This is a genomic window from Chryseobacterium lathyri (genome assembly GCF_019970085.1).
Lineage (GTDB): Bacteria > Bacteroidota > Bacteroidia > Flavobacteriales > Weeksellaceae > Chryseobacterium > Chryseobacterium lathyri.
In genome coordinates this window covers 800835-823531 of sequence record NZ_JAHXYG010000001.1, presented here as the reverse complement: position 1 = coordinate 823531, position 22697 = coordinate 800835, and the positions used below count along the sequence as shown (strand labels likewise).

Annotated in this window: 24 protein-coding genes; 20 read left to right on the top strand and 4 right to left on the bottom strand. The window is 35.5% G+C overall.

From position 1 onward, the window contains the following. The first annotated feature begins 3 nt into the window (after positions 1–3). The 20 genes from LC418_RS03775 (at position 4) to LC418_RS03680 (ending at position 19653) form a co-directional block, all read left to right on the top strand. Entirely contained in the window at positions 4–825 is an 822-nt protein-coding gene (locus tag LC418_RS03775) for an NAD-dependent epimerase/dehydratase family protein (RefSeq protein ID WP_223558158.1), read from the top strand. Then, positions 804–1784 carry an ATP-grasp domain-containing protein gene (locus LC418_RS03770; protein WP_223558157.1) on the top strand — a complete coding sequence of 327 codons (981 nt, stop codon included), beginning with the start codon at positions 804–806 and terminating at the stop codon, positions 1782–1784. The genes LC418_RS03775 and LC418_RS03770 overlap by 22 nt, the downstream gene beginning before the upstream one ends. A 3-nt stretch (positions 1785–1787) precedes the next feature. Continuing rightward, positions 1788–2423, top strand: a complete 636-nt coding sequence (locus tag LC418_RS03765) for an HAD family hydrolase (RefSeq protein WP_223558156.1) — start codon at positions 1788–1790, stop codon at positions 2421–2423. Beyond that, entirely contained in the window at positions 2420–3052 is a 633-nt protein-coding gene (locus LC418_RS03760; protein WP_223558155.1) for an acetyltransferase, read from the top strand. The genes LC418_RS03765 and LC418_RS03760 overlap by 4 nt, the downstream gene beginning before the upstream one ends. A gap of 4 nt (positions 3053–3056) precedes the next feature. Further along, positions 3057–4196, top strand: coding sequence for an acyltransferase family protein (locus LC418_RS03755; protein WP_223558154.1), 1140 nt, complete (start codon positions 3057–3059; stop codon positions 4194–4196). Further along, positions 4193–5344, top strand: a complete 1152-nt coding sequence (rffA, locus tag LC418_RS03750; protein WP_111958968.1) for a dTDP-4-amino-4,6-dideoxygalactose transaminase — start codon at positions 4193–4195, stop codon at positions 5342–5344. The genes LC418_RS03755 and rffA overlap by 4 nt, the downstream gene beginning before the upstream one ends. An 11-nt stretch (positions 5345–5355) precedes the next feature. After that, positions 5356–5970: a DapH/DapD/GlmU-related protein gene (locus LC418_RS03745; RefSeq protein WP_111958966.1), complete on the top strand. Its 615-nt coding sequence runs from the start codon at positions 5356–5358 to the stop codon at positions 5968–5970. Between the two features lie 3 nt (positions 5971–5973). Further along, entirely contained in the window at positions 5974–7098 is a 1125-nt protein-coding gene (locus LC418_RS03740) for a glycosyltransferase WbsX family protein (protein WP_223558153.1), read from the top strand. Continuing rightward, positions 7091–7945: a glycosyltransferase family 2 protein gene (locus tag LC418_RS03735; protein ID WP_223558152.1), complete on the top strand. Its 855-nt coding sequence runs from the start codon at positions 7091–7093 to the stop codon at positions 7943–7945. The genes LC418_RS03740 and LC418_RS03735 overlap by 8 nt, the downstream gene beginning before the upstream one ends. Continuing rightward, positions 7945–8811, top strand: coding sequence for a glycosyltransferase family 2 protein (locus LC418_RS03730; RefSeq protein WP_223558151.1), 867 nt, complete (start codon positions 7945–7947; stop codon positions 8809–8811). Before LC418_RS03735 ends, LC418_RS03730 begins: the two co-directional genes overlap by 1 nt. Positions 8812–8825: 14 nt before the next feature. Next, the gene (locus tag LC418_RS03725) at positions 8826–9752 is read left to right on the top strand and encodes a glycosyltransferase (protein WP_223558150.1); all 927 of its coding nucleotides are present in this window, start codon (positions 8826–8828) and stop codon (positions 9750–9752) included. 75 nt (positions 9753–9827) lie between these two features. Next, entirely contained in the window at positions 9828–10496 is a 669-nt protein-coding gene (locus LC418_RS03720; protein ID WP_223558149.1) for an NAD-dependent epimerase/dehydratase family protein, read from the top strand. A gap of 7 nt (positions 10497–10503) precedes the next feature. Further along, the gene (locus LC418_RS03715; protein ID WP_223558148.1) at positions 10504–11424 is read left to right on the top strand and encodes a glycosyltransferase family 2 protein; all 921 of its coding nucleotides are present in this window, start codon (positions 10504–10506) and stop codon (positions 11422–11424) included. Between the two features lie 32 nt (positions 11425–11456). After that, entirely contained in the window at positions 11457–12383 is a 927-nt protein-coding gene (locus LC418_RS03710) for a glycosyltransferase family 2 protein (protein ID WP_223558147.1), read from the top strand. A gap of 48 nt (positions 12384–12431) precedes the next feature. Beyond that, on the top strand, positions 12432–13220 hold the full coding sequence (locus LC418_RS03705; RefSeq protein WP_111958950.1) for a class I SAM-dependent methyltransferase: 789 nt from the start codon (positions 12432–12434) through the stop codon (positions 13218–13220). A gap of 5 nt (positions 13221–13225) precedes the next feature. After that, on the top strand, positions 13226–14824 hold the full coding sequence (locus tag LC418_RS03700; protein WP_223558146.1) for a hypothetical protein: 1599 nt from the start codon (positions 13226–13228) through the stop codon (positions 14822–14824). A gap of 5 nt (positions 14825–14829) precedes the next feature. Continuing rightward, positions 14830–16632, top strand: coding sequence for an asparagine synthase (glutamine-hydrolyzing) (gene asnB, locus LC418_RS03695; RefSeq protein ID WP_223558145.1), 1803 nt, complete (start codon positions 14830–14832; stop codon positions 16630–16632). Then, positions 16632–17780, top strand: a complete 1149-nt coding sequence (locus LC418_RS03690) for a glycosyltransferase family 4 protein (RefSeq protein WP_223558144.1) — start codon at positions 16632–16634, stop codon at positions 17778–17780. The genes asnB and LC418_RS03690 overlap by 1 nt, the downstream gene beginning before the upstream one ends. Next, positions 17777–18712, top strand: coding sequence for a glycosyltransferase family 2 protein (locus LC418_RS03685; protein WP_223558143.1), 936 nt, complete (start codon positions 17777–17779; stop codon positions 18710–18712). Before LC418_RS03690 ends, LC418_RS03685 begins: the two co-directional genes overlap by 4 nt. A 2-nt stretch (positions 18713–18714) precedes the next feature. After that, positions 18715–19653: a glycosyltransferase family 2 protein gene (locus LC418_RS03680; RefSeq protein WP_111958940.1), complete on the top strand. Its 939-nt coding sequence runs from the start codon at positions 18715–18717 to the stop codon at positions 19651–19653. Between the two features lie 71 nt (positions 19654–19724). Here LC418_RS03680 and LC418_RS03675 read toward each other — a convergent pair whose 3' ends face one another. From LC418_RS03675 to LC418_RS03660, 4 genes are read right to left on the bottom strand one after another with little or no spacing between them, the layout of a single operon-like run. Continuing rightward, a complete protein-coding gene (locus tag LC418_RS03675; protein WP_223558142.1) occupies positions 19725–20651 on the bottom strand; it encodes a hypothetical protein in 927 nt (308 codons plus the stop codon). A gap of 1 nt (position 20652) precedes the next feature. Next, on the bottom strand, positions 20653–22071 hold the full coding sequence (locus tag LC418_RS03670) for an MBOAT family O-acyltransferase (protein ID WP_223558141.1): 1419 nt from the start codon (positions 22069–22071) through the stop codon (positions 20653–20655). Next, positions 22071–22451 carry a VOC family protein gene (locus LC418_RS03665; RefSeq protein WP_111958934.1) on the bottom strand — a complete coding sequence of 127 codons (381 nt, stop codon included), beginning with the start codon at positions 22449–22451 and terminating at the stop codon, positions 22071–22073. The genes LC418_RS03670 and LC418_RS03665 overlap by 1 nt, the downstream gene beginning before the upstream one ends. Continuing rightward, positions 22451–22690, bottom strand: a complete 240-nt coding sequence (locus LC418_RS03660) for an acyl carrier protein (RefSeq protein ID WP_111958932.1) — start codon at positions 22688–22690, stop codon at positions 22451–22453. The genes LC418_RS03665 and LC418_RS03660 overlap by 1 nt, the downstream gene beginning before the upstream one ends. Between the last annotated feature and the right edge of the window lie 7 nt (positions 22691–22697).

The window sequence follows — 22697 nt, the reverse complement described above, 5'->3', positions numbered from 1 at the left end:
ATTATGAAAGTATTGATTGTAGGTGCTCACAGCATTTTATCAAAACGATTGATTCTTGAGCATGTCAACGATGAAGTTAATGTCTTATACAATAGTAAACCATCTGATCAGCACGTTGAGAGCTTTTCTATTTCAAACATAGACCATTTAAATCCCAATTATGACATTGTTTATATCGTAAGTGCTATAATCACAAATGACATACATAAAAGTGATGAGCTCTATGATGTCAACATTAAATTAATCCAGTCTATTTGCCGTAAATTTATACAGGCCAAGATCATTTTCTTTTCATCCGTTGCAGTTTATGATGCGATAGAATCTGGAGTTATTGATGAGAAAACGAAACCTTCTCCTCAATCCATTTATGGAATCAGTAAGCTCTGGGGTGAAAAAATAGTTGAGCAACACTCTAAATATGGAATTATAAGAATTTCCTCCATGTATGATGAAGAAATGAAAGCAACAACCTTTCTGCCTAAAATTATTGAATCTGCAATAGAAGAAAATAATATAACACTTTTAGGAGACGGTACAAGAATTCAAAACTATGTACATGCAAAAGATGTTGCCTCACTTGCGAGAAAAGCAGCATTATGTACTGAAAACCTTATTATAATGGGGATTTCACCCAAGAATTACAGTAATAAAGAAGTCGCACAAATAATACAAAAAATAACAAACTGTACCATCGATTTTAAGGGAGAGGATCTATCAAGATCAGTAGAATATAAACAATCTAACCATTTTTTATATCAACATACCTTTGCCACTTTGGAACAAGGAGTAAAAGAATTAATACAATGGAAAACAAAACGGTATTAGTCACAGGAATCGGAGGAAATGTAGGTCAGGGTATTTTAAGAAACATTATTAAAACTCAATTTCCTATTCGTCTCGTTGGCTGCAATGTAATAGATTTTTCTGCAGGCAATCACCTGTGTGATGCATTTTATAAGGTCCCTTATGCAATGGCGGACAACTATATTGATATCATTAACTTTATCATTGAAAAGGAAAAGATAGATTTGATCATTCCATCTACCGACTATGAAGTATATTATCTGGCATTACATAAAGACAAACTGAAGGCTCAGGCAGTAGTAAGCGAGGTAAGTACATCAAAAAAATATTTAGATAAATATTTATCTTATGAACATCATAAAGAAAATAATCTTCCTTTTGCAGAAGCCTATCTTCCAAAAGACTATATTCAAGGTACTTTCATAGATTATATTGTAAAACCTCGGGAAGGAAGAGGATCAAGAGGACTACATATTAACCCTAAGGATTTATCTGGATTTGATGAAACTTATATGGTACAGAAACTTATACAGGGAAAAGAAATTACCACTGCATTTTATGTCAACAAAAATAATGAGCTTCATGGTTTTATAAACCTTGAACGTACCTTAGAAAATGGAGCTACCAGCGAATGTACTGTAAACAGATCTTTTGACACAGAACTGGAAATAATACTAAAAGAACTTGTCGATAAAAATGATTTTGTGGGAAGTGCAAACCTTCAATCTATTGTTGATGAGCAGGGGAACATTATTCCATTCGAAGTCAACTGCAGGATTTCCGGAACTAATTCCATCCGATCTAATTTTGGTTTTGAAGATGTTAAATATACATTAGAAGAACATCTTTACAATATTCTTCCTAGCAAAACCAATATTATTGAAGGAGTTGCAGTTAGAATTTTAATGGATGTTATTTATCCGAACCAATCTAATATTGATGATTTAAAAGATAATTCATCGCCTCATTATATCTTTTAAAATATGGAAATTTTATTATTGGATGCTGCTAATACATTAATTCACAAGCCCTCCCTGTGGGATCAATTAATTATAGTGCTTGAAAAACACCATTATTCTGTAGAAAAGGAAGCATTATTTTTGAGACATAAAATGGTCTCTGAAATCATCAATTTTCCCGACAGAACAACAAAAGACTTTTACACAGAATTTAATTCTGAATTATTATTAGCATTGGGTATAATTCCTACAGAAAAAATATTATCCGACATTTTCTCCGCCTGCTCATATCTTCCTTGGGCAGCATTTGATGACTGCGGCATATTAAAAGAACTTAATATCAAAAAAGCGGTTTTATCTAACTTCAATTCAACGCTGAAAAATCTGACAGATCAATTAATTGGAGAAAATATATTTGACGAAATTATTATTTCTGAGAATGAAAATTGCAGAAAACCTTCAGTAGATTTTTATCACCTTGCTGTTGAAAAACTTGGTGTAAATCCTGAAAATATTCTATATATTGGTGATTCACTAAAACTGGATGTGATTCCTGCACAAAAAACAGGAATGAATACTTTACTGATTGACAGAGAGAATATATTTCCTTATGCAGAAAACAGGATTTCAAGTTTCAAAGAAATAATACATTATATATGAAACGAATTGCCATCATAGGATCGGGACATTTAGGACAGCAGATTGCGTATCATATCCATCATGATTCCAGCGATAAGGTGGTTGCTTTCTTTGATGAGTTTCAGCCGCTGAATACTATTATTGATCAAATTCCAGTTATTGGAGGAAACCAAGATGTAATTACAAAATATCAGCAAAATGAATTTGATGTAATTCTAATCGCCATTGGCTATAAGCATCTTGATGCAAAAAAAGAACTGTTTCAAAGCCTTGAAGGAAAAGTTCCGTTTCATACATTTATTCATTCCTCCTGTTATAGAGATCAGTCTGCATCCATTGGACAGGGATCGGTCATATATCCCAGCTGTGTTATTGACCAGAATGTAACGATTGAAGATAATGTATTAATGAATATTTCATGCACAGTGGCTCATGACACAGTGATAGGAAAACATTCTTTTCTGTCTCCAGCTGTTGCTATTGCAGGTTTTGTAAACGTGAAAGAACAGTGCATTATAGGTATTAATTCCACTATTATAGATAATATTACAATGACTGCCAAAACCCAGATCGGAGGCGGCGGTGTTGTTATCAAAGACATTGATGAATCGGGACTATATGTAGGAAATCCTGTAAAATTTATACGATAAGTAGATGGACTCAAAAAAACACATTTTTTTTGGTGGATTAAATGAATTAAGAGCAATTGCTGCTTTTTCTGTCATTATGCACCATATTGAGTTATTCAAATATCGGGACAAATTAGCTTCCTTATTTGATTCAAAATATACAGCCTATTTCATCGAACACTTAGGTAAGAACGGTGTACATCTATTCTTTGTACTCAGTGGTTTTCTGATCACGTATCTTTTGTTATCAGAAAAAAAGAAAAACAACCGCATAGATTTTAAAAAATTCTACCTGAGAAGAGTATTCAGAATATGGCCATTGTACTATGTCATAATTTTAATTTCTTTATTTCTCATTCCTGCTCTAGTAAATTCTTTTCAGATATTTTCAATAACACCTTCATACTATAATCGAATTACAGATTCTTCAAATTATGATTTAACAGCGATATTACTTTATGCCTTATTTCTTCCTAATTTTGCTTTATATGCGGGAAAAGTAATTGTAGGAGCATCCCAGTCCTGGTCCGTGGGCGTGGAGGAGCAATTTTATATAGTCTGGCCCATCATCGTTTCTTTTGTTACACGAAAGGTAATAGCCGTAGTCTTTGGAGCTATTTTAATTGCTTTTATTATGATTAACCTTCAATTCCCAAATTCTCTGTTAGGCACACTGGCTGCTGTCATTCCATTCGAATTTATGGCGATTGGTGCATTAGGAGGTTATTTTTTTTCAGAATATTCCGAGGCTATTACACAATATACAAAAAGCAAATCCATTTATATAGCAGTGCTGTTATTAATAGGATTTCTAATTGCTGTTCCGGTATTCACACTCTATATCCAGAATATTATTTTGGGATTTGTATTTCTGCTATTGATACTGGTTAGCATCAATCAGTCGAACCCAATTACCTTTAGAAACAAATATTTTTCATATCTGGGAAACATTTCTTATGGAATTTATATGTACCATCCTTTTGTGATGTTTTTGCTATTCCCTATTTTTTATAAGATATTAGCATTTTATAATAATATATTTGCATTTAATATCGGAATATATATTGGTATTCCGGCTTTAACTGTTTTCATCAGTTACATTTCTTTCACCTATATTGAAAAAAGATTTATAAAAATTAAAGATTCAAAATTTAAAACACTATGATCCCATTTAATAAGCCATTTATAGTAGGAAACGAACTTAAATATATTGAAGAAGCGGTAAAAAGCGGTAAGATTTCCGGGGACGGAATTTTCACAAAGAAGTGCCATTCCTTTTTTGAAGAAAAATTTGGCTTTCAAAAAGTACTGCTTACCACATCATGTACCGATGCATTGGAAATGGCTGCTATTTTATGTGATATTCAGCCCGGAGATGAAGTAATTGTTCCCAGCTATACCTTCGTTTCATCTGCCAATGCTTTCGTTTTGCGTGGCGCCAGAATAGTTTTCGTAGATTCATATCCCGATAATCCCAATATAGATCCTGCAGAAATAGAAAAGCATATTACTGAAAAAACAAAAGTAATCGTTCCCGTACATTATGCGGGTATTGCCTGTGATATGGAAAAAATCATGGAACTGGCCAAAAAGCACAACCTTTTCGTTGTAGAAGATGCTGCACAGGCTATTGACAGTTATTATACTTTTTCCGACGGCACCAAAAAAGCATTAGGCTCCATTGGAGATTTCGCTGCTTTCTCATTTCACGAAACCAAGAATATCATTTGTGGAGAAGGGGGAATGCTCGTTATCAATAATCCTGAATATAATGTACGTGCTGAGATTATCCGTGAAAAAGGGACTAACAGAAGTGCATTTTTCAGAGGGGAAGTCAATAAATACGGCTGGGTAGATCTTGGATCATCATTTCTCCCGTCAGAAATACTCTCTGCTTTTTTATATGCACAGCTTGAAAACCTGGGTACCATCCAGGAAAAAAGAATCACGATCTGGAATGAGTATTACAGCAATCTATTACCGCTACAAGATAAAGGATTTATAACACTGCCGGAAATACCGGCTTATGCGACCAATAATGCACATATGTTCTTTATCATCTGCAGAAGCTATGAAGAAAGATCCAACCTCATTCAGTTCTTAAAAACAAAAGATATTCATCCTGTATTCCACTATCTGAGTCTGAACAAAAGCGAATTCTTTTTAAAAGATAACTCTCCTATTGATATTCCGAACTCAGATCATTTTACAGACTGCCTTTTGAGACTTCCGTTCTATTATGAACTCGAAGAAGCAGAACAAAGAAATATCAACAGCCTGATTCACGAGTATTATTCATCACTGGAAAAGTAGACCTGAAAAATATGAGCTTTATAAAAAAACATATCATTAAATTTTTATTCGGAATTTTGCATTCTGAAGCTTATAAAAAATATAAACAGCAGCAGAATAACAATTGGGCAAAAACTCATTTCAAAGCTTTCGGAAAGCAATCAAGCCTTCCAGAAACATATTGGATCAAAAATCCTCAATATATTAGCATAGGTGATAATTTCAGCTCATTATTCAACTTAAGGCTTGAGACCTGGGACCGTTTTTACGGAAAATCTTTCCAGCCGGAAATTCATATTGGAAACAATGTGAATTTTAATTCTGATGTTCACATCGGAGCCATTGATAAGATCAGTATTGGCAATAATGTGCTTATGGCAAGCAGGATATACATTTCGGACCATTATCATGGAAATATCAGTGCTGAAGATCTGGGCTGGGTTCCTGCTGAAAGACCTCTGTCTTCCAAAGGTCCGGTAATTATTGAAGACAATGTATGGATCGGAGAAGGAGTCTGCATATTACCCGGGGTTACTATTGGTGAAAACTCTATCATAGGAGCTAATTCTGTTGTTAACAAAAGTTTTCCAAAGAACTCTGTGATTGCAGGAATACCTGCCAAACTGATAAAAACACTAGAAAAATAATTTATGAAACAAATAAAAACGCTTGCATTTTACCTTCCTCAGTACCATCCCATCCCTGAAAATGATGAATGGTGGGGAAAAGGATTTACAGAATGGACCAATGTAGGAAAGGCGAAACCTTTATTTGAAGGACATGAGCAGCCTATCTGCCCTGCAGATCTGGGATATTATGATCTGCGCGTTCCCGAAGTGAGAGAACAGCAGGCCCAGATGGCACGCGATTATGGAGTACACGGTTTTATTTATTACCATTATTGGTTTGGAAACGGAGTACAGCTGCTTGAGCGTATTGCCAATGAAGTACTGGAATCCGGAAAACCGGACTTTCCATTCTGTTTCTGCTGGGCTAACGAAACCTGGTCGGGAATCTGGCATGGCTTAAAAAATAAAATACTAGCTGAGCAGGTATATCCTACCGATGAAGATTTAACAGCCCATTTCCAATATCTTCTGCCTTTCTTCAAAGATGAAAGATATATTAAAGTAGATAATAAACCTGTTTTCATCGTTTATGATCCAATCAACATCCATGAAAAGGCTCCGGACTATCTTGAAAAATTTAGAAGTCTCGCCAAGGAAAATGGATTTGATGATCTTTATTTAATAGGGAGCAACAAAACAGAAGACGATTACGGATATAAGACATTAGGATATCAGGGGAAGATATCAAATGCCTTTTTACGAGCATGGCGCCCGTACATGAATAAAAAGCCTTTAATTACTGCAAAACAGTATTACACCAACAGAATTAAAGGTCTTTTGGGACTTAAAACAACTGACTTTCAAAAACCTGTGGATATTCAGAATGCACCGGATGTAATTAATGATCTTCATTTTGATGAAACGGATGTTGATACTTTCCCATGCCTTATTTCCAATTGGGATAATACCCCGAGAAGTGGTAACCGCGGTATTATTTTAGGTAATAACAGCCCGGCACTTTTTGAAAAACAGGTAGAAAAAGCAACAACTTTTCTGAAAGATAAAAATTATCCCGAAAAATTTTTAGTGGTAAAATCCTGGAATGAGTGGGCAGAAGGAAATATCCTGGAACCGGACCGTAAAAATGGATTCGGTTATCTGGAAGCCCTGAAAAAAATATTATCAAAAGAAAGCAGCAATGACTAAAATAACTGTTTTAATCGCCAATTATAATAACGGACGTTTTTTCAAAGAATGTTTTGACAGTTTGCTTTCCCAAACCCTTACAGACTGGGAAGCTATAATTTTAGATGATGCTTCTACAGACAATTCTCTGGAACTTATCAGAAATATAACTGAAAAAGATTCCCGCTTTAAGATTTTCACCAATGACAGCAATAAAGGAATAGGATTTACGAAAAGAAAACTTATTGAACTAAGCGGTTCCGAAATATGTGGTTTCCTGGATCCTGATGACGCACTGATCAGTACCGCACTCGAAACGGTATTTAATGTACACATACAGAATCCGGAGGTAGGTTTGGTATATTCCAATTTTGTTTACTGTGATGACCAGTTAAACAAGGTAAGAGTTCACAAGGCAGCTCAAATTACCGCCTTAGATGAAAAATACCTGAACTTTAATGCTGAGATTACCAGTTTTGCCACGTTAAAAAAATCTGTTTACAATAAAACATCAGGGATAGACCCTTATCTCAAAATTGCCGAAGATAAAGACTGGTACATGAAGATGTGTGAGGTAGCTCCCGTAAAATACATAGACGAAGACCTTTATCTCTACAGGGTGCATAAAGGAGGAATCTCCAACAAAAGTGAAGACCAGGCGGCTTTCTGGCATTGGGTGGCCCTTATAAAGATGGCCGAACGGAGAGGGATTAATATAGAAAAGCAATTTTTAGAAAGTTATGTACTCCGCAGAAAATACGATAAGGAAGTCACCCACAATACCAATCTGAAAAAGCAAATCAAAAACTCCCGATGGGTAAAGCTGGGCAACATGCTGGGTTTATGCAAATTTTATAAATACCTGTAATGAACAATACTGCAATCTCCATAATCGTTCCTTGTTACAATCAGGCAGCCTATCTTGATGAATGTCTGCAGTCTTTGGCAGATCAGACCTTTACTGGCTGGGAGTGCATTATTGTGAATGATGGTTCCGGTGACAATACTGAAGAAATTGCCCAAAGATGGGTAGAAAAAGACAGACGTTTTCAATACATCAGTAAAGAGAATGGGGGAATTTCCTCCGCAAGGAATGCAGGGCTTCAACGGGCTTCAGGAGACTATATACAGTTTCTGGATTCTGATGACACTTTACACCGTGAAAAGTTTGCAAAAAACCTTGCCGGTGCAAAAAAATACCCATTGATTCTAAGCCAGTTTACGATTTACAAAAACAAAACTCATTTTCCGGGATACAACCGCATTGAAAAAGATTTTGCCACCTTTGAAAATATCGTGTTCGAGTGGAACCTTAAATTTACAATTCCCATACACTGTGCTCTGATTTCCAGAAAACTTCTTGAAGGATTTACGTTTGATACTTCCTTAAGTATTAATGAAGACTGGCTGATGTGGATGTATATTACCAGAAACAATCCTGAGGTACTTCTGATTGATGAACCACTGGCCCATTACCGTAAAGAAGACGATAAAAAAAGTTTATCTTCCGATCCTTATAAAGTTCTGCGTCAAAGAACAAGCCTCCTTCCCATATTAAAAAAATTATATGGAGATGAGCTTCACGACAGGCTTGCCTATCATATGATTGACGTTCATATGACCCAGCTTTCACAGCTGAAGCATGAATTCAATAAAGCAACCGGTGGTAAAGTTGTTTCGGGATATCTTGCCCTGAAAAGATATTATTACACTCTTTTTCAGAAAAAAAACTGAGAAATCTATATACTATGACCTCATCTGTAGCACTATGTACCTATAATGGCGAAGCTTATATTGCCGAACAGCTGGACAGTATTCTGAACCAGGCTCTGTCGGTTTCTGAAATCATTATCTGTGATGATGGCTCTACAGATAATACATTGCCAATACTTTCCGGCTATGCAGAACAATACCCAGAGATCATCAAGGTATATCAGAATATGGAGAATCTGGGGTATGTACGTAATTTTGAAAAAGCCATGAGCTTATGTTCCGGTGATATTGTATTACTATGCGATCAGGATGACCGCTGGTATGACAATAAAACGGAAGTGATCACAGAAATTTTTGAAAAACATAAGAAGATCAATACGGTATGCCACAATATTAAACTTTTCGGTGAATCCCTGGATAACAAGGAAAACCTGAATTATTGGGACATCGAAAACTTTAACCCCGAACATTTCAGAGCCCTCCAGGAAATAGTCAAACGTTTGCTATATCAGGGAAATGTATTCCCCGGAATGAGTATGGCGGTCCGTAATACCTTTCTAAAAAAACATCTGCCGTTAAAAAGAGTAAATGAAACAATTATCCACGATTATGAACTTCTTCTTTTGGCTGCCGATACCAATTCGGTTTGGATAGAAGATTCGGTTCTGGGAGAATACAGGATTCATCCACAGCAGAATATCGGATTTAATAAATTTTCAAAGTTCACTGCCGAAGAAGAAAATCCATTGACCCGTGAAGAGGTTTTTGTTATATTCAAGAGGTATTCTTTTGTGAAAAATGCAGTTTCCGGATTAAATTTAAATACTGAACTGAGTAAAGAATACATCAATTACTGCCACAGGAAGTATAAAGACTATCTGATGAAACTCTCTTTTCCTGATCGTTTTATAACCAGGATAAAAATGAAATACTATTTTCATATCTTTGATTTTTTAAAATAAAACCATTTGATTCACAAGTCATAATATGAAATATTGCTCCCCTTATATAACACATTTAATGAAAAAACACAACGTATGATTATCGGAAATGGTATGATAGCCAATGCTGTAAAATCTTATGACAGAAACGACACGGTTTTCTTTGCTTCCGGAGTGTCAAACTCACTGGAAACAAGAGCTGCAGAATTTGAAAGAGAGTTTTCTCTTTTAAATTCTGTATATGAAGAAAATAAAGAAAAAAAATTGGTCTATTTCTCTACATTAAGCATTCATGACCAATCTAAACAGAACAGTGCTTATGTAATACACAAAAAGTCAGTGGAAAATTATATCGAAAACAATGCTAACAGCTTCCTTATCCTTAGGGTAGGAAATGTGGTAGGTAAAGGAGGAAATCCGAATACCCTTTTTAATTTTCTTAAAACGCAGATTGCAGACAAAAAGGAATTCTCCCTGCATCTTAAAGCAAGAAGACTTCTTTTAGATATTGAGGATATTTCAAAATTTCTGGATTCCCATTGTTTAGGTTTTAGCAACAGAACAGTCAACTTTGCCTTTCCTTATTATTATGACCTGAAAGAGATTATCTCTTCCATTGAAAAAGAAACAGGAAATACAGCGCTCTATTCACAGGTAGATGAAGGAGATTTTTATAAAGTAGATTTTGATGAAGATACACAGACATTTTTCTCGGGAATAAATCCCCAGGAATATCTGGAATCTATAACCCGAAAGTATATTTAGAACCGCCATGCTCAGTATTCACGTTATTATCGTTACGTACAATGCCATGAAATGGGCCGAAAGATGTTTTACCAGTTTAAGACAGTCATCAGTTCCGTTACAGTGCATCGTTGTGGACAACGGCTCTTCGGACGGAACTCAGGGTTATATAAAAAAACATTTTCCTGAAGTACATTTCATACATTCTGGGCAGAATCTTGGATTCGGGAAAGCCAATAATACCGGTATAGAAGCAGCCTACCAAAAAGGAGCAGATTTTTTTTACCTTATGAATCAGGATGCATGGCTCTATGAAGACAGCATTGAAAAACTTCTGGAAATATATCATGATCATCCCCATCAAGAAGAAGTTGGGATCATAAGTCCTGTCCATGTAGATGGAACAGAAAAGAAGCTTGATATATTTTTAGATAAATATATTGCTCATAACTGGGAAAAGACCAGACTGATATCTGATCTGTATTTCCAGACACTGAAACCTTACTATGAAATCAGTTTTGTGAATGCCGCACACTGGCTACTGCCTAAAAAAACGATAGAAACTGTTGGAGGATTCAACCCTTATTTCTTTCATTACGGTGAAGATAACGAATATGTGAACAGGCTACATTTTCACAAAAAGAAAGTGATTCTCGCCCCGGGCAGCAAGGTAGTACATGATGGTAAACAGTTTCTTGATAAAGTAGATTATACCCGATATAAAGATCTGACTCTTGAAACCAAAATCATGAATCCCAATCTTCCGGATGCACTGAAATTAGAAAAAAAAGCTTTGATCCAAAGTATCTTTAAAAATTCGGCACTGGGTAAACTTAGTGTTTCAAAGCAGCTGATGGAAAAATATAAAAAAATATCCGGAGAGGCCGATATTCTGAATAAAATAAAAGCAGAAGTAAGTCAGGAAGGACCTACGTTTTTAAAAATATAATTATTTTATGTATTTTTAAACTTTATTACACAATGAATCGAAAAATAACCCTCGTAATACCGGTTTATCGTTCGGCCAAATTTCTTCACAAAACCATAGAAGCCGTTGACGTCCAAAAAAAGGAGTCCGGCTGGGATTTGGAAGTTGTTCTGGTAGAAGACGGAAGCCCGGATAATAGTTTCGAAGTGGTAGAAGAGCTTTCCAGGAAGTACCCCTATATCAAAGGAATTAAACTTTCAAGAAACTTTGGCCACCAGATCGCTGTAAAAACAGGTCTCCATTATGCTACTGGCGATTATATTGCTATTATTGATGATGATTTACAGGATCCCCCATCCTTGCTTCCCCGTTTTTTCACCCAACTAGATCTGGGATATGAAGTTGCCTATGGCATTAGAAAAAAAAGAAAGGAAAGCAGATTAAAAAAATTGGCCTATACGGGATTTTACAGACTCCTTGATTCGATAAGTGAAACAAAAATACCCTTAGATTCCGGCGACTTCTGTGTCATGACAAAGAATGTAAAAGATAAAATGCTAACCCTTAATGAACAGAATCCTTATCTGAGAGGAATAAGGGCTTGGGTGGGCTTTAAACAGATCGGTCTGGAATATGACAGAAGTGGAAGAATAGAGGGCGAATCTGGCTATTCTTTAAAAAAACTTATTAACATTGCTAAAGACGGAATTTTTTCTTTTTCATCCCTTCCTCTTCAAATCATTAGTATATTAGGAAATATCGGTTTGCTGATCTCAATAGTATTCAGCCTTTTTACAATCATAAGATATTTTACAAATGAGATTGAAGTAGCTGGTTATACCACTATTATCATTATTATTCTTTTCTTCAATTCTATCCTGCTGATCAGTTTAGGAATTATTGGAGAATATATTTACAGAATTTATAATGAGGTGAGAAACAGGCCGTATACCATTATCGAAAAAACGGTCAACACTTAAAATTATCAGTATCCCCAATATTATATATCCCTTAAACGTTAAACACAGATGAAAGACAAAATAGAATCAATTATTGATACCGCTAAGTTTAATTATGAATACAAAAACGGAAAATTTGTATTTCTTGAATTCGATGAAGACATTGTTTCTGATTCTTTAGACAAGATCAAAACATTTTTCAAAAAATATGTATGGTTATATGAACTTCTCATTTATATCATTGCCCCTTTATATCCTTCAAGATATTTTTTCTTAAGTAGGGTTCTTAAAAAAACCAAAAATACTGATAAAGTTGTTGTCAATCTAGGAAGCGGATATACGGACCTAAGAGATGATATCATCAATGTTGATCTTATCCCCTATAATCCGGTGAATGTCGTTTGCGATATTACCAAACTTCCTTTTAAAGATAATTCTATAGATCAGATCATCAATATTGCTGTTCTGGAGCACGTTCCGGATCCTCAGGCGGTAATTGCAGAGATCCACAGGGTTTTGAAGCCTGGCGGAGAACTCTTATGCGAGATTCCTTTTATGCAGGCTTTTCACGCCTCTCCATATGACTTCCAAAGATATACCTATGAGGGGATCAAAGTACAGTTCGCTGCCTTTAAAGACCTTAAAATCCACTCCATAAGCCCTACAGGAGGAATGCTCTGGCCTTTACAGGAATGGATTGTCATGTTATTTTCTTTTGGTATTAAACCTCTGCACAATATTTTACTAATCATTGTGATGTGCCTTACCTTCCCTATTAAATTTCTGGATGTGATTTTACAGTATCACCCGATGAGTAAGAATATTGCTTCCGCCTTTATTTTTGAATGTAAAAAATAGCCGGTATGAATAAATCACTTCCCAATCCCCTTCAGATACTTATTTATTTTGTATTTGCGGCTGGGGCCGTATTATTGGCATATCTTACCTATGCCAATCTTGACAAGGGATTTATTTTTAATGATGAAGCTTATTATTTGTCATATTATAAAAATAAAGGAGAGAGCCTAAGTTTTGACAGAACCAATTTTTTCAGAATATTTAAATTTCTCTATACCCCGAATATTTACCATTTCAGGATTATCTCTATAACCACGTTGGTGCTGAGCAATTTTTTGCTTTGCTTCTCCGTCTTCAGATACCTTAATTTAAAAGGCAACATTTTTATAGTAAGCCTTTTAGGTATTTTTCTCGGATTTGAAAGCTGGGCTATCAGTAACCTTATTATTCATCAGTATATTGGCAATACCATATTGGTCAATACCGGCGTTTCACTGATATTGATCTCATTGATGACCCAAAAACAGGTTATTCAGGTTTTAGCCGGATTTGTTCTATCCTTTGTTTTGTTCAACGGGAATTCTCACAGCATTGTTATAGCCCCTATATTTGTTTTTATCATTCTGTGTGACCTGAAGCGCTGGAAAGCTAATACCATCTGGTTCCTGGCAGGTTTTATTACCGGAATCATTGTATATTTCACTTTTCTCGATACTCTGGATAATTTTATTTATCAGTTCAGATTCCTTAAAGACTATCTTGGCTTTCATAAAAAGCAGCACTCTAAAACCTTCATGGTATTCTGGTGCATTTATCTTTTCCTGAATGCAGTATTACCTGCTGCAATAGCTTATTTCTTATTATGGAAATCCAGATTTTCGGAGAATTCCGTTAAAATTCTGGATAAAGTTTTAGCAGTTATAGGGATCATTACTTTAGGATTATTTATATGCTCAAGCGAGTATTATATTTTTGCTTTTATTGTGTTCACCCACCTCCTTGTTGTAAGGTTCTGGACCAGCAAAACAGAATCCAGAGAAAACAAATACCTGGTTCTGCTAATTCTGATCATTCCTTATTGTCTGGCATTTGGTTCCCAAACCTGGTTTCATTTGCGGCTTCCTGCTTACAAATATTATTATTTCGTCCTTATATTCATATGCCTGATAAGACTGTACAAAAATATACTTTGGATTTCAGGCTACCTTCTTGCAGTTTCTTTTATGATCTATCGTTTTCCGGATACTCTTAAAACAAAAGGCTGGAAAGATTTCATATTTACGGAGCAGACAGAAAAGGTAAAAGTGAACGGCTACGATCTGTATCTGGATAAACAAAGGAAAAAAGACATTGAAGATTTGCGTCCTTACCTGCAGAATCAGTCCAACGTAATTTATTCCAGCAATCACCTGATAGGATATCTGTATATTCTTGATGCTCATCCTCCTATCTTCTATTACTTCCCATTAAAAGATTATATGCATTATATCATTAAAAAAGTGGGGAAAACCCCGGACGATTATATTTATCTTGAAAGTAACGACTATCCTTTCAGCCCGAAAGAATTCGTACCTTTAAAATTCGTAAATCATCCTGAACAGTATAAAGTGATAAAAGCAGGTAGATTTACCTTATATCTTCCCTCTCAATATCAAAAAAAGTAAAACAAATGTGCGGAATAGCCGGAATCATAACCCATAATGCCAGAAACTATCAAAGTGAAATTCAAAGGATGACAGATGCCATCGCATACCGTGGTCCAGATTCTTCACACCATGAATTTTATGATAATGCGGCTTTAGGCCATCGTCGACTTTCGATTATAGATCTGTCTGAAAACGGAAAACAACCCATGTTTTCCAGTACAAAAAAAGAATGCATCGTGCTGAATGGCGAAATTTACGGTTACCAGGCCATAAAAGATCAGTATTCCGATTATTCTTATCATGGAAGTTCAGATACCGAAGTGGTGCTTGCCATGTATCAGAAAAAAGAGAAAAATCTGATCCATGATCTTCCGGGAATGTTTGCTTTTGCAATTTGGGATGAAGAAAAACAGGAACTGTTCTGTGCAAGAGACCGTTTCGGAGAGAAGCCATTTTATTATGCTGTCGGAAAAAACGGTGAGTTCATTTTCGCTTCCGAAATTAAAGCCATTCTTGCATCAGGATTAATAAAACCTGAGATTGATAAAGCACAGATCGCCTATTATTTAAAAAACGGTTACATTCATCCTCATAAAACCATTTACAAGAATATTTTCAACCTCAAACCTGCTCATACGCTGGTCTATAAAGAAGGAAAAATAGATATAAAACCTTACTGGACTATTCCTACCGAAACTTCCAAACTGAGTATGGATGAGAGTATTGAAAAATTTAAATATCTTTTAGATAATGCTATAAAAAAACAGATGGTAGCTGATGTTCCCGTAGGTTCTTTCCTTTCAGGAGGTTTGGATTCCAGTACCATTGTTGCCGTTGCCTCAAAATATAAAGAAAATATAAAAACATTGGTGTACGGTTACGAAAGTGGAGATCTTAACGAGATGCCTTATGCACAGGCTATTGCAGATAAATATAAAACCGATCATCATATTCTTTTAGATAAAAAACAGAAGATTTCCGAAACTTTACAGGAAGTTTACTCCTATATGGATGAGCCGCTAATGGACTCTTCCCTACTCCCTACCCATCTCATTTTCAAAGAAGCAGCGAAAGATCTTAAGGTGATTCTTTCCGGTGATGTAGGCGACGAGCTTTTTGGAGGCTATACTTTTTATAAATACAACATCAACCTTTCTCAAAAAGGCTTTTACCCGGACTATCTTTCAAAGATGATTCTTTTAGCCGGTAAATTCAGGGATATGGGTTCCGAAAGGCGCATAAGGGCAGAATATCGCGACACTATAGATTACCATCAGAATAAGGTCCGGAATTACTTTACCGTTTCTGAAATCAGACAACTGGGAATTACCGAGGAAATTCCAGGACAGGAATTCAGCTTTAAGCCTACTAATACAAATTTTAATGATCTGATGCGAATCGATCTGGAGAAGTATGTTCCGGCCAATATGCTATTGAAAGGCGACAGAACTTCCATGTATAATTCTGTAGAGGTAAGGATCCCTTTTCTGGATATTGATTTTGCGGAATTCTGTATTCAAATGCCATGGCAATACAAAGTTAATTCTACAGAAGATAAAATTATATTGAGAAAGGCTTATTCCAAAGCCTGGACAGAAGAAATTGCAGTCCGCAAAAAGAACGGCTTTGGAGCTTCTGTAAAAGAATGGTTCAAAGAAACTGAACTTCAGGATCTAAGTAAAGAACTTCTTGAAAATAAGGAAAGCTATATATTTAATTTTTTAGATTTTAACGAAGTGCAGAAAAAGCTTAACAGACATCACCAACATTGGAATCTGTTGATTCTTGCGCTTTGGTTTCAGAACAATAAAAATCATTTACAGTAATGAAAATAGGACTGACACAAAATGACTATCCCATTAAAAGAAATATTTTAAATAAAGTTTCTGGATGTGAATATGTTTTTTTAAGAAAGAACAACAATCTTTTTCATTCACTGTCTACCGTAAAAAAAATCTTATTAAGAAAAAAGACGGATATTGAAGGAAGGTATTTCTTTTATCAGAAACCTAAAATTGATATTCTTCACCTTTATAACGACATCAATTATTCTTCCCAGAAATGGGTGACTTCTTTTGAAACCCTGGTACCACGTTTTCCTGAAACCAAAAATGATCATCAGAAAAGCGAACCTCAGCACATTCGCAATGAGAAAACAGAAAATGCCCTCAAACAGATTGGCAAAAGGAACTGCCTGGGAATTATCTCAATTTCAAATGCAGCTGCCAATATTCAGCTGGAGCTTCTAAAAAATTACCCTGAATTTCAGGAAATCATAAAATCAAAGCTTTCAGTAATCCACCCTTCTCAGGAAATTATTCCGAGAAATTCACAGGAGATTTACCAAAACACAGAAATCTTTAATCTTATTTTCGTAGGAACACAGTTTCACCTGAAGGGAGGCCCTGAAATGATAGAGGTTTTAAAGAAATTAAGACAGAAATACAATTTCAGGCTTAGTATTGTTTCGTCATTTAAAACAGACAATTATGTAACCAAGGTGACTGAAAAAGAAGCGCTGGAAACTAAAGAAATACTGAAAAAAGAAGACTGGATTGAAATTTTTGAAAATATCCCTAATGAAAAAGTGCTGGAACTGATTAAGCAGTCTCATATTGGTCTTTTGCCCACCTGGTCGGATACCTATGGGTTTTCTGTTCTGGAGATGCAGGCAGCCGGCGTTCCTGTGATTACGACAGATATACGTGCCTTGCCGGAAATCAATAATGAAGACTGCGGCTGGCTTATTCATCTTCCTCAAAACCGTTTGAAACAAGCCCTTTACTTTACGGATAAACAGCGTGAAGAACTAAAAAGAACCTTGAAAGTACAGCTTGAAAATATTTTGGAGAGTATTTTTACCAACTCAGAACAGCTGCCTGAAAAATCAGCCAATTCTCTGGAAAGAATCAAAAAGAATCACGATCCCCTTATGGTCAGTGAAAAATTAAAAGCCATATACAGCAAGGCATGAATATCTCTGTAATTATACCTGTTTACAATGCATCCGAGTTTTTGGGGAAAGCGGTAGATTCTGCTTTACAGTTTGAAGAAGTAAAAGAAATTGTATTGGTTGAGGATAAATCCACCGACAATTCATTAGAAGTCTGCCAAAAACTGATCTTAAAAGATTCAAGGATTCAATTATATCAACATCCGGACAAAGGAAATCATGGCGCTGGAGCCACAAGAAATTTAGGTCTTGAAAAAGCCGACTGTGAGTTCATATCTTTTCTGGATGCTGATGATTATTATCTTCCCAATCGTTTTGATGTGGAAAAAGAAGCTTTTAAAGAACCAAAAACCGAAGGCGTTTTCGGGGCTATCGGCGTAGAATATTTATCTGAAAAAGGCAGAAAAGAGTTTCAGGATAAGTTTAAAGAGGTCTCATTGACCACCGTTAATTTTCCTGCGGAAGGTGAAACTGTTTTGAAGGGATTATTAGGGCTGACTTCTCAAGTCTTTGGAACATTTTTCCATCTGAATACACTTACCCTCAGAAAATCAGTGCTGGTGAAGAACAATCTGCGCTTCAACGAAAATCTTCGTGTACATCAGGATTCCGATTTTATCATCAAACTGGCCTATCACGGTTATTTAAAATCCGGGATTATAGATAAAGCTATTGCCATAAGAGGGGTCCATGATCATAACAGGATTACAAAAATTATAAGATATTCACCGCAGTATAATCAGAGACAGTTTCTTTTATGGAAATCATTACATGAATGGGCAGATTCCAATCCGTTGCCTTCAGACTGTAAAAGAAAGATTTATTTAACTTATAAATCATTTGATTTATCCTTAAAAACAGGATTAAATAAATATTTTTGTATCTTTTTAGAGGTAATCAAAAACCCTCAAATATTAAAAACACAATACCGTTTTACGTATCTTAACCGATAATAATGAAAATATCCGTAATCATTCCCGTTTATAATGCTGAAGAATATGTCTCACAGGCTGTAGAATCAGCTCTTCAGTTCGAAGAAGTATATGAAGTTGTTTTAGTTGAAGACAAGTCTCCGGATAATGCTCTTCATGTTTGCCGGGAACTCGCCGCAAAATATGACAGGATTAAGCTTTTCCAGCATCCTGACAAAGGAAATCATGGTGCGGGAGCTTCCAGAAATTTAGGAATGGAAAAAGCAACAGGAGATTTTATCGCCTTTCTGGATGCGGATGACTATTATTTGCCCAACAGATTCGATGCGGAAAGAGAGCTTTTTAAAAATCCTGATGTAGAAGGTGTGTATGGGGCAATCGGGGTAAAATATTATTCAGAAAAGGCCAGAGAACAGTACTATCCTATTTATAAAGATAAACTGGATACCGTATATAAAAAAACCAATCCCGAAGATGTTTATCAGGGACTGATAAGTTTACGCGGAACTTTCGGGCTTATTCACCTAGATACTTTAACTCTAAGGAAATCCTCACTGTCTAAAATGGACAGATTTTTCGAAACCTCTCTCCGACTTCACCAAGACTCGGAGATCGTGATAAGATTCGCTTATTACCTTAAGCTTTATACAGGTATTAATGATGAAGCTATTGCCTTAAGAGGCGTACATGAGAACAACAGAATTACTAAAGTAGATTCAGGGAAAATAAATCCTGCCAAAACGCGTGTTATGCTTTGGAGAGAATTAAATAAATGGGCTGAAAATGAGAAAACCGTTCCACAACATGTAAAAATTCACATCAATAGAATGCTTCGCAGTTTTGAGATCGCCATTGCACCGACTTTCAAAAAATGGGGAATGATTGCTAAATATCTGGTTACAGATTACCCAAGTATCCGTTCAGGCTTATTTAATATTAATTTCCGGAAAAACCTGTTTTAAGCAGGAAGCCTACAGTAACTTCCGGCATCCATCTTCACTCTTCCAGCCTTTATTCAAAACAGGATAGGATATCAGTTATTTTTTTTCTTATCCAGAAGAATAGAATCGGCTATCTGAGCAGTAAATATTTTACCGGATTCTTTGTACATATGATTTCCGTCTGTAAAGATATATTGATCGGATTGCATAGAAAAGTCTAAGAATCTCACTCCTTTTTTTTGAGCAATTGATTCTATTTTTTTGCTAAAATCCGGAGAATATTTGTTTTCTATTTCCATAATTCCTTTAAACCCGGGAATTCTTACAATATAAACGGTTCCTTTAGTTTTAAGGTATTGAATGATGTCTTGCAGGGCATCCAGTCTGTATTGTGATATTTTTTGGGTGCTTGCAAATTCTTTGTACTGGATTATTTTACTGGCCTCTCGTTTCCTTAAATCAGCAGGATTGATATCAACCGTTACTTCCATCCAGCCATTTTTATGCAGATAGGTATTGGACCTTCCCCCTGCTTCCCTGTCTTTGTAGATATTAAACCAGCTTTTAGGATAATGCTTTAAAAGATACTCATAATTAGGTGCCATTTCATAAAAATGCATATCTGCCAATGCGGAAGTATTCTCAGTATATTCTTTAGCATCTTTTACATCTTTACCTGTAGATACATTCCAGGGATTAACAGTCAGGATGAAGATGCCATCCTTTGTATCAGGATGAAGCTTTTTCTTTACCGCTTCAAGATAGATCTGGCCGTAAGGTGACTCAGTAAGATTGAGAGAAAAATTATCAAATTTCCTGTCCTTAAATTTCCTGTCCAGAACATCCGGTACCAAAGCCTGGGAACCGCGGGAATCTCCCATAATTATATTGGAAGGTTTAGGACCTGTAAAATGTCTGTAATTATCATCCGTATTACCATCTGCATAACTTCCCAGCAACAATAGAACGGCAACAATTGCAACAATATAAAAGGATATTTTAAATAAAAACTTTTTCATATCAGAACTGTTCATAGATGAAACTACTATTACCAAATACACCGAAATATAAAATCATGAAAATAAGACATACGTAAAAAACTCTTCTCGTAACAGGCTTAAACCTGCTGATTTCAAGACCGTGTTCTTTATCTTTATTCAGCCAGTCCATCAATATTATAATTCCTATTAATCCTAAAATTTTAATTTTTATATACTCCGGAACTGAAAAAACGGATAAACTGAAAATTCTTCTGTACATTCCCAATGCATCACTAAGTGTTGGAGCAACGAAAAGGACCAAGGCAAAACAAACCATCGTCATCGTCAGCAAAATATTTCCAAATTCCTGAAAGGTAGGAACAGTCTTTGAAAACTTTTTCTTCTTGTTCAGTTTATCTTTTAAAATCAATGGGACATAATAAAGCCCGTGCAGCAGTCCAAACAGCACAAACGTAAATCTTGGTCCATGCCAGGCTCCGATTAATATAAAGTTTAAAATAATGGCAGCAATCAGTCCCTTCTTTTCATAATCTCTGAACTGAATGACCAAGGGAGTAAAAACATATTCCGTTAACCAGGAAGTGAGTGAAATATGCCATTTTCTCCAATATTCAGCAATATTCTGTGCAAATAGCGGAAAGGCAAAGTTTTTCGTGATCTTGAATCCCAAAAGCTTGGCAAAGCCAATTGCCATATCAGAATATCCGGAAAAATCCGCATACATCTCAAAAAGGAATAAAATCATTCCATAAGCAACAGTACTGCCTGAAAGATGATCATAGTTCTGAAATATTTCCTGAGTAATGGGGCTGATACTGTTAGCAACAACTAATTTTTTAAATGCCCCCAAAAGAATCTGCCGGGCAGCATCTGAACCGTTTTCTAATGTAAAAACCCTTTCTTTCTTCAATTGTGGTAATAGCAAACCGGCCTTATCAATAGGTCCGGAAGTCATACTCGGAAAAAAAGCAATATAATTAAAAAATGCAAGCACATCTGTCTCTGCCTTCAATTTATTATTCTTGATATCAAGCAGATAGCTTATCATCCTAAAGGTATAAAAACTGATTCCCAAAGGAAGAATTATTGTTAAAGTAAGTGTACTTTTAATATTGAACAGCTGTGCAAAAGAATCTATGAAAAAATTAAAATATTTAAAGTAAAACAGGGTTCCAATGGAGAAAAGAAGCCCGAGATTAACTAAAAATTTCTTTCTTCCAGGAGTTTTACTCTCAGAGATTTTTAATCCCAAATAATAACTAACCCCTGAGCTTATGATCAAAAGTATTAAAAACCTCCAGTCCCAATTTGCATAAAATACATAGCTGGCCAATAATAAAAATATATTCTGAGCTTTAAGCCTTTTACCTAAAACCCACCAATACACAGCAAATACAACTGAGAAAAAAAGGATGAATACTAATGATGTAAACTGCATTAGTTACTGTTTAAAAGTTCAACAATTCCATAAGAAAGCATCAGGAAAGCCACTTTCCGGTTATTAAAAAGAATAGCTTCTTTAGGAGGAGAAATAAGCATGCCTCCGTTTTGGGTAAGATGTTCTATTGTTTTTTCAATATCTTCAACTTCATAGCAGATATGATAATATGAAATTCTCTTTTTCAAAAGATTTTCTACAGGTTTTCCGGAAACCAACTCAATGTTTAAACCATCTTCCACGGTTACCATACAAAGCTCCGCTTGCTGATTGACATCAAAAACCACAGGAGTTTCTTCAATAATTTTATGGAGCGTTCGTATATTCTGGAGCTCTGCCTGTATATCTTTACAGGCAACTCCAACATGATGAAATTTCATTATAGTTTTGAAGCTATAGAATCAGCCATTTCACCTACATTATTCCATCCCTGAATTTCAGAAGAGGTAAAACGGATTCCAAAAGCTTTTTCCACCGCAACAATTAACTGAATGTGGGAAAGGGAATCCCATTCTTCAACATCTTCGGCTGTAGTTTCTGCGTTTAATACAATATCTTCATTATCCAATTCGTCACGGAAGACATTGGTAAGCTTAGACAAAATTTCGTTCTTATCCATGTTTTAT

What these genes read in the sequence shown, in the direction of transcription:
- LC418_RS03775 (WP_223558158.1), top strand. Translation starts at nt 4, where the DNA reads ATGAAAGTATTGATTGTAGGTGCTCACAGCATTTTATCAAAACGATTG.
- LC418_RS03770 (WP_223558157.1), top strand. Translation starts at nt 804, where the DNA reads ATGGAAAACAAAACGGTATTAGTCACAGGAATCGGAGGAAATGTAGGT.
- LC418_RS03765 (WP_223558156.1), top strand. Translation starts at nt 1,788, where the DNA reads ATGGAAATTTTATTATTGGATGCTGCTAATACATTAATTCACAAGCCC.
- LC418_RS03760 (WP_223558155.1), top strand. Translation starts at nt 2,420, where the DNA reads ATGAAACGAATTGCCATCATAGGATCGGGACATTTAGGACAGCAGATT.
- LC418_RS03755 (WP_223558154.1), top strand. Translation starts at nt 3,057, where the DNA reads ATGGACTCAAAAAAACACATTTTTTTTGGTGGATTAAATGAATTAAGA.
- rffA (WP_111958968.1), top strand. Translation starts at nt 4,193, where the DNA reads ATGATCCCATTTAATAAGCCATTTATAGTAGGAAACGAACTTAAATAT.
- LC418_RS03745 (WP_111958966.1), top strand. Translation starts at nt 5,356, where the DNA reads ATGAGCTTTATAAAAAAACATATCATTAAATTTTTATTCGGAATTTTG.
- LC418_RS03740 (WP_223558153.1), top strand. Translation starts at nt 5,974, where the DNA reads ATGAAACAAATAAAAACGCTTGCATTTTACCTTCCTCAGTACCATCCC.
- LC418_RS03735 (WP_223558152.1), top strand. Translation starts at nt 7,091, where the DNA reads ATGACTAAAATAACTGTTTTAATCGCCAATTATAATAACGGACGTTTT.
- LC418_RS03730 (WP_223558151.1), top strand. Translation starts at nt 7,945, where the DNA reads ATGAACAATACTGCAATCTCCATAATCGTTCCTTGTTACAATCAGGCA.
- LC418_RS03725 (WP_223558150.1), top strand. Translation starts at nt 8,826, where the DNA reads ATGACCTCATCTGTAGCACTATGTACCTATAATGGCGAAGCTTATATT.
- LC418_RS03720 (WP_223558149.1), top strand. Translation starts at nt 9,828, where the DNA reads ATGATTATCGGAAATGGTATGATAGCCAATGCTGTAAAATCTTATGAC.
- LC418_RS03715 (WP_223558148.1), top strand. Translation starts at nt 10,504, where the DNA reads ATGCTCAGTATTCACGTTATTATCGTTACGTACAATGCCATGAAATGG.
- LC418_RS03710 (WP_223558147.1), top strand. Translation starts at nt 11,457, where the DNA reads ATGAATCGAAAAATAACCCTCGTAATACCGGTTTATCGTTCGGCCAAA.
- LC418_RS03705 (WP_111958950.1), top strand. Translation starts at nt 12,432, where the DNA reads ATGAAAGACAAAATAGAATCAATTATTGATACCGCTAAGTTTAATTAT.
- LC418_RS03700 (WP_223558146.1), top strand. Translation starts at nt 13,226, where the DNA reads ATGAATAAATCACTTCCCAATCCCCTTCAGATACTTATTTATTTTGTA.
- asnB (WP_223558145.1), top strand. Translation starts at nt 14,830, where the DNA reads ATGTGCGGAATAGCCGGAATCATAACCCATAATGCCAGAAACTATCAA.
- LC418_RS03690 (WP_223558144.1), top strand. Translation starts at nt 16,632, where the DNA reads ATGAAAATAGGACTGACACAAAATGACTATCCCATTAAAAGAAATATT.
- LC418_RS03685 (WP_223558143.1), top strand. Translation starts at nt 17,777, where the DNA reads ATGAATATCTCTGTAATTATACCTGTTTACAATGCATCCGAGTTTTTG.
- LC418_RS03680 (WP_111958940.1), top strand. Translation starts at nt 18,715, where the DNA reads ATGAAAATATCCGTAATCATTCCCGTTTATAATGCTGAAGAATATGTC.
- LC418_RS03675 (WP_223558142.1), bottom strand. Translation starts at nt 20,651, where the DNA reads ATGAAAAAGTTTTTATTTAAAATATCCTTTTATATTGTTGCAATTGTT.
- LC418_RS03670 (WP_223558141.1), bottom strand. Translation starts at nt 22,071, where the DNA reads ATGCAGTTTACATCATTAGTATTCATCCTTTTTTTCTCAGTTGTATTT.
- LC418_RS03665 (WP_111958934.1), bottom strand. Translation starts at nt 22,451, where the DNA reads ATGAAATTTCATCATGTTGGAGTTGCCTGTAAAGATATACAGGCAGAG.
- LC418_RS03660 (WP_111958932.1), bottom strand. Translation starts at nt 22,690, where the DNA reads ATGGATAAGAACGAAATTTTGTCTAAGCTTACCAATGTCTTCCGTGAC.